The sequence below is a fragment of the Nocardioides sp. genome (assembly GCF_050699375.1).
Taxonomy (GTDB): Bacteria; Actinomycetota; Actinomycetes; order Propionibacteriales; family Nocardioidaceae; genus Nocardioides.
The window spans coordinates 1-8,340 of the sequence record NZ_JBOHDN010000139.1 but is presented as its reverse complement, the minus strand read 5'-3'; the positions used below and the strand labels follow the sequence as shown (position 1 = coordinate 8,340).

Genomic DNA, 8,340 nt, shown 5'->3' with positions numbered 1-8,340 from the left:
CTACTCCAAGGAGGTCTACGACAAGATCTCGGCCGAGTTCACCGCGTTCGCGACCAAGCTCAACATCCCGGACCTCGAGGTCATCCCGATCTCGGCGCTCCAGGGCGACAACGTGGTCACCCGCTCGACCAGCATGGACTGGTACTCCGGTCCGACGCTGATCCACCACCTCGAGCACGTCCACGTCGCCTCCGACCGCGACCTGGTCGACGTACGGCTCCCGGTTCAGTACGTCGTGCGGCCGAAGTCGGACGAGCACCACGACTACCGCGGCTACGCGGGCCAGATCGCCGGTGGCGTGCTCAGGCCGGGCGACGAGGTCATGGTGCTTCCCTCCGGCATGACCAGCAAGATCGCCGGGATCGACCTGTTCGACAAGGAGATCCCCGAGGCGTTCCCGCCGATGTCGGTGACCGTACGCCTCGAGGACGACGTCGACGTCTCCCGCGGTGACATGATCGCTCGCGTCAAGAACGCCCCGGAGTCGTCCCAGGACATCGACGCGATGGTCTGCTGGATGACCAATGCCCCGCTCCGCCCGCGGCAGAAGCTGGCGATCAAGCACACGTCCAACTCGGCGCGGGCCCTGGTCAAGAGCATCCAGTACCGCCTCGACGTCAACTCGTTGCACCGCGACCTGGAGACCCAGGAGCTCGGGCTCAACGAGATCGGCCGCGTGCAGCTGCGCACCACCAAGCCGCTGCTCTGCGACCCCTACTCGAAGAACCGCACCACCGGCTCCTTCATCCTCATCGACGAGGCGACCGGCGTCACCGTCGGCGCGGGCATGATCAACGACTGATCAGTTTGTTCGTACGCTGCGGCGGCTCCCTGCGGGGGGCCGCCGCTTCGTGTGTCGGGCGGCGGGAGCCCGGGGGCGGCGCATTTTCCCGCCATGGCGGGGAAATGGCCCCCAGTCGCGGCAACCGACGGCCGAGGGCGGGGCAAATTCCCGCCATGGCGGGAATCTGCCCCGCCTGACAACCCGCGAGAGCAGTTCCGAGCACCCCGGCCAGCGCCGTTAGAGTTCGGGACGTGCCTGTACCGCAACACTCTCCCTCCCCACGCGAGCTCGACGACATCGAGCTGATCGTCTCCGGCGCCCTCCCCGGCCCGCTGAACGCGCCCGGGTCGCCGTTGACGCTCGCGCTTCCGGCCCCGATCGCCGAGATCGCGGGCAGGGACGGCGAGGTGGAGATCGTCGACCCCGAGGGCCTCCCGCTGGCGCGCGTCACCTGGCCCACCGGCGACGTCACGGGACTCTCCTCCCCTGCCTACGGTCCCTTCCGGCGGCTCTACCTCACCCCGGAGCAGACCCGGAGGACGTACGTCGGTCGGACGGTTGTCCCGGTCACCGATGCGCTCACCAGCTCTGAGATCACCGAGCTGGGGTCGTTGGGCCCGGTGCTCCTGCTCGCCCTCGTCGGTCACGGCACGCCGTCGCTCTCCCCAGCAGCGCTGCTGCGCGCCTCGCTGCTCGCGGCGGACGCGCTGCCCGACGCAGCCGTCGTCGCGGTGCCGCTGGCCTCGCACGACGACCCCGAGGCCGACCATGGCCTCGGCGTGGCCGTCGTGGACGCGTACGCCGGGGGTGACCCGGTCCACGCGCTGGCCTCGGCTGACAGGTCCGACGACTATCCCGAGGACGTCGCAGCCGTGATCGACCGCGACCGCCCCGCCCTCGAGGACCAGGGCCTGGTCATCTTCTTCACGGGCCTGTCCGGCTCGGGCAAGTCCACGCTGGCTCGCGCTCTGATGGACAGGATCCTGGAGCAGGGTGCACGGACGGTCACCTCGCTCGACGGCGATGTCGTGCGTCGCAACCTGTCCGCCGGTCTGACCTTCTCCAAGGAGGATCGGGAGACCAACATCCGCCGGATCGGCTGGGTGGCCGCCGAGATCTCCCGCCATGGCGGCCTCGCCGTCTGCTCCCCCATCGCGCCCTTCGACGCGACCCGCCAGGACGTACGCCGCTATGTCGACGACGCCGGTGGCGCCGTGTTCCTGGTGCACGTGGCCACGCCGCTGGAGGAGTGCGAGCGGCGCGACCGAAAGGGCCTCTACGCCAAGGCTCGGCGCGGCGAGATCCCGGAGTTCACCGGGATCTCCTCGCCCTACGAGGAGCCGGCCGACGCCGACGTACGCGTCGACACCACCGGCCGCTCCATCGATGACGCGCTCGGCGACGTCATCGAAGCCCTGCGCGACGCGGGCTACCTCGACCTCGCCCGGTGACGTACGTTCCGCCCGTCGAGCTCCTCGGCGGCGAGATCACCGGCAGCACCCTCCCGGCGATCCTCGGGCTGACGGCGATCGTCCTGATCTTCTTCGCCTTCATGGCACGGTCCAGCACACCTGCCTCCAGCGGGTTCGTCCTGGACGCCGGCCCCGGCTCGACCATCGTCTACAGCCTGGGTTCGCACGACGCCAAGCGCTGCGCCAGAAAGGCCCGGGCCCGGTCCCGTCACCTCGGGGAGAACGAGACGTTCGCCGTGCTCGTCCGGCCCGACGCCTTCGAGATCTGGGGCTACGGGGACACCGCTCCCCGCTGGACGATCGAGCGTGCGAAGGCCGAGATCCAGACCGTGGGGGTGCTGGTCAAGATCGACTATTGGACCGATGGGATCCCGTTCCGGCGCGAGTACGAACCCGGTGTCCGGATCTCCGACGGAAAGCGGGCAATCCACATCATCCCCGCAGGATCGGCCATACGCGGCACACCGGTCGAGTCCGTCCTGCGGGCGCTCCACAGCTGACTCAGCGGTCGCGGTAGACCAGCCCGGAGAGCCGCCAGGCCAGCATCCGGCGGAAACGAGGGAGCCTCGCGAGCGTGGACAGCACCAGGTTCCGTACGCCCCGTCGGACACCCTGCGCGAGACCGAACCGAGTCAGCCGGTCGGAGAGCGCGACGACCTCCTGGGCGACCGGACGGCGCCGGGCGTCATAGTCGTCGAGCAGGGTGTCGTCGAGCAGGGTGTCGCCGAGCACGGTCTCCTCGCCGCGAGCGAGGGTCGCGACGAGCGCGTCACCGAGCACGACGGCGTCCTGGAGCCCGGTGTTCATCCCCTGGCCGCCGGCGGGGCTGTGCACGTGGGCGGCATCCCCGGCGATCAGCACCCGCCCGGCGCGGTAGGCATCGGCGACGCGGTGGTGGACCCGGAAGCGCGATCCCCACACGATCTCGGTGACCTTGACCGGGTTGGTGGCATTCGATGCTGGGCCACGCCGGTCGAGGAGGCCCTGGACGTAGTCGACGTCGGGCTCGGCCGGCGCGTCCTCGACCGGTGCCACGAACCGGAAGGAGCCGTCGGGCAGCGGCGCCGAGACCAAGGTGCCCTCGGGCGAGAAGAAGAGGATGACCTCGTCGCGCGGCAGGTCGCCCTCGATGCGTACGTCGGCGAGACTGAACGACTCGGCGTACTTGCCGCCCGGGAACCCGATCCCGGCCTGGTCGCGGACGGTGGAGTGCATCCCGTCGGCACCGACGAGATAGCGCGCCCGGATCGTGCTGCCGTCGTCGGTGGTGGCGGTGACCCCGGTGTCGTCCTGGACGAGGTCGACGAGGGTGAGCGGCCGGCGTACGTGGCCGCCGAGCTCGGTGAGACGTTCCAGGAGAACCCGCTCGGTGACTGCCTGGGAGACCATCAGGGCGTACGGGAAGTCGCTGGGCAGGTCCCCGAAGCTGATCGGCACCAGGACCTTGTCGCGATCGCGGATGGTGAAGCGCGGAGCCTCGATGCCCTCCTCGACCAAGCGGCGGGAGACGTCGAGGTCGGCGAGGACCTCCAGCGTACGAGCGTGCACGACGGCGGCCCGTGAGGTGTTGTCGCCGGAGGCCTGGTTGTCGATGACGGTGACGTCGATGCCGGCAGCGGCCAGCTTGGCGGCCACCGCCAGGCCGGTGGGGCCGGCCCCGGCGACGAGGACATCAGTGGTGATGGTGGACATGATGCGCTCCTTGTTGTCTTCGGAGGCCAACAATTGTTGGCCAACTGGTGTTGACCAAGTTAGCGCGCCATCGGCATTGACGTCAACGGGCGTTGGCCTACACTTGTTGGCATGACCGATACGCGCCGATCCGGAGCCGAGACCCGCGAACGCATCCTCGCCGTCGCCCGCGAGCACTTCGCGCGGCAGGGATACGACCGCACGACCATCCGCGCGATCGCCTCCGAGGCTCAGATCGACCCGTCGATGGTGATGCGCTACTTCGGCAGCAAGGAGGACCTGTTTTCGCTGGCCGCCTCGATCGACCTCGCTCTCCCCGACCTCACCACCGCACCGGTCGGTGAGGCCGGCAGGGCGTTGGTCGCTCACTTCATGAGGATGTGGGACTCCGACGGGACGCTGATGGCCCTCCTGCGCCGCGCCGCCACCGACCCCGGCGCGGCGGAGCAGATGCGGAGCATCTTCGCGACCCAGGTCGCAGTTGCCGTAGCGCCGGTCTGCCCCGATCCCTCCCAGGCCCCGCGCCGCGCAGCGCTGACCGCTGCACAGCTCATCGGGATCGCACTGGGCCGCTACGTACTCGAGATTCCGCCCATCGTCGAGATGACTCCCGACGAGATCGTCGACTGGGTAGGTCCGACGATCCAGCGCTACCTGACCACCGACTCGGCGTGGATCTCGGTCAGGACGAGCCGACTCGCGCCCCTAGACGACCCTGACCACGTATTTGCCCCGTACGCCGCCCGCCTCCAGCGCCCGATGCGCCGCCGCCGTCTCCTCCAGCGGGAAGACGGCGTCGACTGCCGGGCTCAGCTTCTTCTCGACCACATGCCGTCCCAGGTCGTCGAGAAGCGCCGGGGTGGGGTTGCCGCTGAAGAAGCGCACCCGGCCCCGCCCGTGGACCGTGCTGGCCGCGATGTAGCCGAGCGACGCCGCGGGCCGCTTCAGGTCGAAGGCGATCGTGACCATGCGGCCACCGGGATCGAGCAGGCCCCGGAAGGTACGCAGGTCGGACCCCACGGTATCCAGGATCACGTCGAAACGGCCCAGGTCCTCCGGACCGACGCTCCGATGGTCGACGGCCTCATGTGCCCCGAGCCCGCGGACGAAGTCGAGGTTGGAGGCGCGAGCAAGTGCAGTCACCTCCGCGCCGTACGCCCGCCCCAGCCCACATTGCCGACGCCGCCCGCCGCACCGCGCACAAGGAGTCGTTCGCCGGGGCGCAGCCCCGCCTTGTCTCGCAGCGCGGTGATGGCCGTAGTGGCCACCGGCAACGCGGCGGACTCCACCAGGTCCAGCCCATCAGGGACCCGGCCGACCCGGTCGGCGGGCACGGCCACATACTCCGCCGCGCTGCCGAACCCCGAGGTGCGACCCATCACTCCCCATACACGGTCGCCGGTGTCGAGGCTGGTGACTCCATCGCCGAGTGCGGCGACCTCGCCGGTGAAGTCCAGGCCGACGCGCTTGGGGAACCTCCGGCCGAACAGGAGACTGAGATCGCCGGCACGAGCCGACAGCTCGCCGCCGTTGACGCTGAAGGCGTGCACCCTCACCAGCACCTCGCCCCGGGCCGGCTCGGGGCGCGGCACCCGGTCCACGTAGAGGACCTCGGGGCCGCCGTAGCGGTCGTAGAGCACTGCCTTCATCGTGTGGTCGTTCATCCTGCCTCTTCCAGCTGTAGTCGTATGTGGGTCTGACACAGACGGTAAGGTCCTAAGTGGACGCAATCATCCGTTTGAGCCGGAAGCGAGAGACACTGATGGTGGAATCGTCTCGGATCACAGCCCCGGAGGGGGTGCGAGCGGACGCGCGCCGCAACCGCGAGCGCGTCCTCGCCGCTGCCCGCGCGGTCTTCGCCGAGCGCGGGATCGATGCCCCGATGGCCACCGTCGCCCGGCGGGCCGGAGTCGGCGTGGCGACGCTCTACCGGCACTTCCCGACTCGGGACGCCCTCGTCCAGGGCGCGTTCGAGGAGCAGATGGAGACCTGTGGGCGGGCACTCACCGACGCGTTGGCCGTCCCCGACCCATGGCAGGGATTCCAACTGCTGGTCGAGACGGTCTGCGACCTCCAGCGGAAGGAACGAGGCTTCCCGGCCGCATTTCTCGCAGCCTTCCCGGACAGCACCGCCGAGCACGCGCAGTCCCGGAAGCACGCCGAGCACGGCATCATGACCCTGGTCCACAGGGCCCAGGCGGCGGGTGCGCTTCGGGCCGACTTCCACCCATCCGACCTCGGTGTCGTCATGCTGGCACACTGCGGCCTGGTGGCCGCCCTACCGGACGACGCCGCGGCCTCCCGGCGCCTGGTGGCCTACCTGCTCCAGTCTTTCCGTGCCGACGCGACGCGCGAACCGCTGCCCCCACCAACAGCGCTCACGCTGGACAGTCTCCCGTTCACCGGTGACGGGCCCCAGGGACGACGACCTTCACGATCCTGATCTTCGAGAGTCGGCGCATCGGCAGCTACAGCTTGAGACCCAGGAGGGCCCAGGCTTCCTCGGTGCTCAGCGGCTCGCGCTGAGAGACTGCGGCGGCCTCGACGGCGCGCTCGACGAGCTGACGGTTGGAGTCGACAGGGACACCCTTCGAAAGGGTGAGTACGTCCTCCATGCCGACCCGCAGATGACCGCCCATGGCCAGCGAGGTGAGCATGACCGGGAGGGTGGTGCGGCCGATGCCGGTCGCCGACCACGAGGTCACCTCCGGTGGCAGCGCGGCGACGCCGGCGACCAGGGCGGCAGAGGTGCCGGGCATGCCACCGGGCACGCCCATGACGAAGTCGACGTGGACCTTGCCGCCGGCGGGCAGGCCGTACTTTCCCAGCAGGCGCTGCAGCCCGGCGACGTGTCCCAGGTCGAAGAGCTCGAACTCCGGCACCACGCCGCGCTCCTGGGTGAGCTGGTAGAGCTCGGTGATGAACGGCCACGGGTTGGAGAAGACGTCGTCGCCGAAGTTGGTGGTGCCCATGGTCAGCGAGCAGGAGTCCGGCCCGGCGTCGAGCACCTTCAGCCGCTGGTCGAGCGGATCGTGGACCGAGCCACCGGTGGAGAGCTGCACGATCAGCTCGGTCTTCTCGTGGAGCGCGTCGACAGTCTCGGTCAGCCTCCCCATGTCGAGCGTCGGAGCGTGCGCGTCGTCGCGGATATGGACATGGATCATCCGCGCGCCGGCCTCCTCACACTCGACGGCCGCGGCCACCAGCTCCTCCAGCGTCGTCGGAAGCTGCGGGCAGTCTTCCTTCGCGGTCTCCGCCCCGGTCGGCGCAACGGTCACAAGCAGTCCAGACATGAGGACAACCTATCGTCACATGTCAGATTGGCCGCAAGATCTCCACGAACGGACCGAAAAACGACGTGGGAGTCCCGGTGTCAACCAGTGACACCGGGACTCCCACGTCAGGGATCGTCAGCCGATCGGGATCGTCACCTCGGCGACGTTGCCGACCGCGGCGTGGACCAGCTTGTCCACGGGGTCCGCCTTCGGCGCGAGCGTACGCAGGGTCCACTCGCCGTCGCCGGCGAAGAACCGGAAGTGGCCGGTGGCCGAGGTGGGCACCTCGGCGGTGAACTCGCCGGTGCGGTCGAGCAGGCGCACGTACGCGCCCTGGACCGGCGTACCGTCACGCAGCACCTGACCCTGGATGACAGCTTCCTTGGCGACATCGACGCCGGCGAGCGAGAGCCCGCCCTCAGTTGCTCCGCACATGCTCAGTTGCCCCCATCAGCAGAGCCGGGCTCGTCACCGGTGACGACCGGGACACCGACGAGCGAGCCGTACTCGGTCCACGAGCCGTCGTAGTTCTTCACGTTCTCCTGTCCGAGGAGCTCCTTGAGCACGAACCAGGTGTGCGAGGAGCGCTCGCCGATGCGGCAGTAGGCGATCGTGTCCTTGCTCCAGTCGACGCCGGCCTCGGAGTAGATCTCCTTGAGCTCATCGTCGGAGCGGAAGGTGCCGTCGTCGTTCGCGGCCTTCGACCACGGGACGTTGGCCGCGGTCGGGATGTGCCCGGCGCGCTGGGCCTGCTCCTGCGGGAGGTGGGCCGGAGCGAGGAGGCGGCCGGCGAACTCGTCAGGCGAACGTACGTCGACCAGGTTCTTCACGCCGATGGCCTCGACGGTCTCGTCGCGGAAGGCGCGGATCGAGTGGTCCTGATCCTGCGCGGTGTAGCTGGTCGCCTCGCGGGCAACGGTCTCGTCGGTCAGCTCGCGGGAGTCGAGCTCCCACTTCTTGCGACCGCCGTCGAGGAGCTTGACGTCCTGATGGCCGTAGAGCTTGAAGTACCAGAACGCGTACGCCGCGAACCAGTTGTTGTTGCCGCCGTAGAGCACCACGGTGTCGTCGTTGGCGACGCCGCGCTCGGAGAGCAGCGCGGAGAACTGGGCCTTGT

General features: G+C 69.4%; 10 protein-coding genes and 1 pseudogene. 5 read left to right on the top strand and 6 right to left on the bottom strand.

Going from position 1 to position 8,340, the window contains the following annotated elements; all coding sequences use genetic code 11:
* The 3 genes from ACRDPS_RS10120 to ACRDPS_RS10110 form a co-directional block, all read left to right on the top strand.
* Nucleotides 1–802, top strand: an 802-nt coding sequence (locus tag ACRDPS_RS10120) for an elongation factor 1-alpha C-terminal domain-related protein (RefSeq protein WP_431501506.1), incomplete at its 5' end; no start/stop codon positions are given.
* 233 nt (nt 803–1,035) lie between these two features.
* Entirely contained in the window at nt 1,036–2,235 is a 1,200-nt protein-coding gene (gene cysC, locus ACRDPS_RS10115) for an adenylyl-sulfate kinase (RefSeq protein ID WP_431501505.1), read from the top strand.
* The gene (locus ACRDPS_RS10110) at nt 2,232–2,756 is read left to right on the top strand and encodes a hypothetical protein (protein ID WP_431501504.1); all 525 of its coding nucleotides are present in this window, start codon (nt 2,232–2,234) and stop codon (nt 2,754–2,756) included. The genes cysC and ACRDPS_RS10110 overlap by 4 nt, the downstream gene beginning before the upstream one ends.
* A gap of 1 nt (nt 2,757) precedes the next feature.
* On the opposite strand, the gene ACRDPS_RS10105 is transcribed toward ACRDPS_RS10110, so the two are convergent.
* The gene (locus tag ACRDPS_RS10105) at nt 2,758–3,948 is read right to left on the bottom strand and encodes an FAD-dependent oxidoreductase (protein WP_431501503.1); all 1,191 of its coding nucleotides are present in this window, start codon (nt 3,946–3,948) and stop codon (nt 2,758–2,760) included.
* 111 nt (nt 3,949–4,059) lie between these two features.
* On the opposite strand from ACRDPS_RS10105, the pseudogene ACRDPS_RS10100 reads away from it, so the two are divergent.
* Nucleotides 4,060–4,545: pseudogene (locus ACRDPS_RS10100) on the top strand (TetR family transcriptional regulator); the annotation flags it as partial.
* A 108-nt stretch (nt 4,546–4,653) separates the two neighbouring features.
* Here ACRDPS_RS10100 and ACRDPS_RS10095 read toward each other — a convergent pair.
* Together ACRDPS_RS10095 and ACRDPS_RS10090 are read right to left on the bottom strand one after the other, a co-directional pair.
* Entirely contained in the window at nt 4,654–5,091 is a 438-nt protein-coding gene (locus ACRDPS_RS10095) for a zinc-binding dehydrogenase (RefSeq protein ID WP_431501502.1), read from the bottom strand.
* Nucleotides 5,088–5,612: an alcohol dehydrogenase catalytic domain-containing protein gene (locus tag ACRDPS_RS10090; protein ID WP_431501501.1), complete on the bottom strand. Its 525-nt coding sequence runs from the start codon at nt 5,610–5,612 to the stop codon at nt 5,088–5,090. The genes ACRDPS_RS10095 and ACRDPS_RS10090 overlap by 4 nt, the downstream gene beginning before the upstream one ends.
* 98 nt (nt 5,613–5,710) lie before the next feature.
* On the opposite strand from ACRDPS_RS10090, the gene ACRDPS_RS10085 reads away from it, so the two are divergent.
* The gene (locus ACRDPS_RS10085; protein WP_431501500.1) at nt 5,711–6,391 is read left to right on the top strand and encodes a TetR/AcrR family transcriptional regulator; all 681 of its coding nucleotides are present in this window, start codon (nt 5,711–5,713) and stop codon (nt 6,389–6,391) included.
* Between the two features lie 25 nt (nt 6,392–6,416).
* On the opposite strand, the gene ACRDPS_RS10080 is transcribed toward ACRDPS_RS10085, so the two are convergent.
* From ACRDPS_RS10080 to ACRDPS_RS10070, 3 genes are all read right to left on the bottom strand, one after another.
* Nucleotides 6,417–7,241 (bottom strand): 3-keto-5-aminohexanoate cleavage protein, encoded by an 825-nt coding sequence (locus ACRDPS_RS10080; RefSeq protein WP_431501499.1) that lies wholly within the window; start codon nt 7,239–7,241, stop codon nt 6,417–6,419.
* Nucleotides 7,242–7,358: 117 nt separating this feature from the next.
* On the bottom strand, nt 7,359–7,658 hold the full coding sequence (locus ACRDPS_RS10075) for a DUF1416 domain-containing protein (RefSeq protein WP_431501498.1): 300 nt from the start codon (nt 7,656–7,658) through the stop codon (nt 7,359–7,361).
* A 2-nt stretch (nt 7,659–7,660) separates the two neighbouring features.
* On the bottom strand, nt 7,661–8,340 hold a 680-nt coding region (locus tag ACRDPS_RS10070), incomplete at its 5' end, for a sulfurtransferase (protein WP_431501497.1).

Bases quoted from the DNA above. Each gene is read 5' to 3' on its own strand.
- ACRDPS_RS10085 (WP_431501500.1), top strand. From the start codon at position 5,711: ATGGTGGAATCGTCTCGGATCACAGCCCCGGAGGGGGTGCGAGCGGAC.
- ACRDPS_RS10080 (WP_431501499.1), bottom strand. From the start codon at position 7,241: ATGTCTGGACTGCTTGTGACCGTTGCGCCGACCGGGGCGGAGACCGCG.
- ACRDPS_RS10075 (WP_431501498.1), bottom strand. From the start codon at position 7,658: ATGTGCGGAGCAACTGAGGGCGGGCTCTCGCTCGCCGGCGTCGATGTC.
- ACRDPS_RS10105 (WP_431501503.1), bottom strand. From the start codon at position 3,948: ATGTCCACCATCACCACTGATGTCCTCGTCGCCGGGGCCGGCCCCACC.
- ACRDPS_RS10090 (WP_431501501.1), bottom strand. From the start codon at position 5,612: ATGAACGACCACACGATGAAGGCAGTGCTCTACGACCGCTACGGCGGC.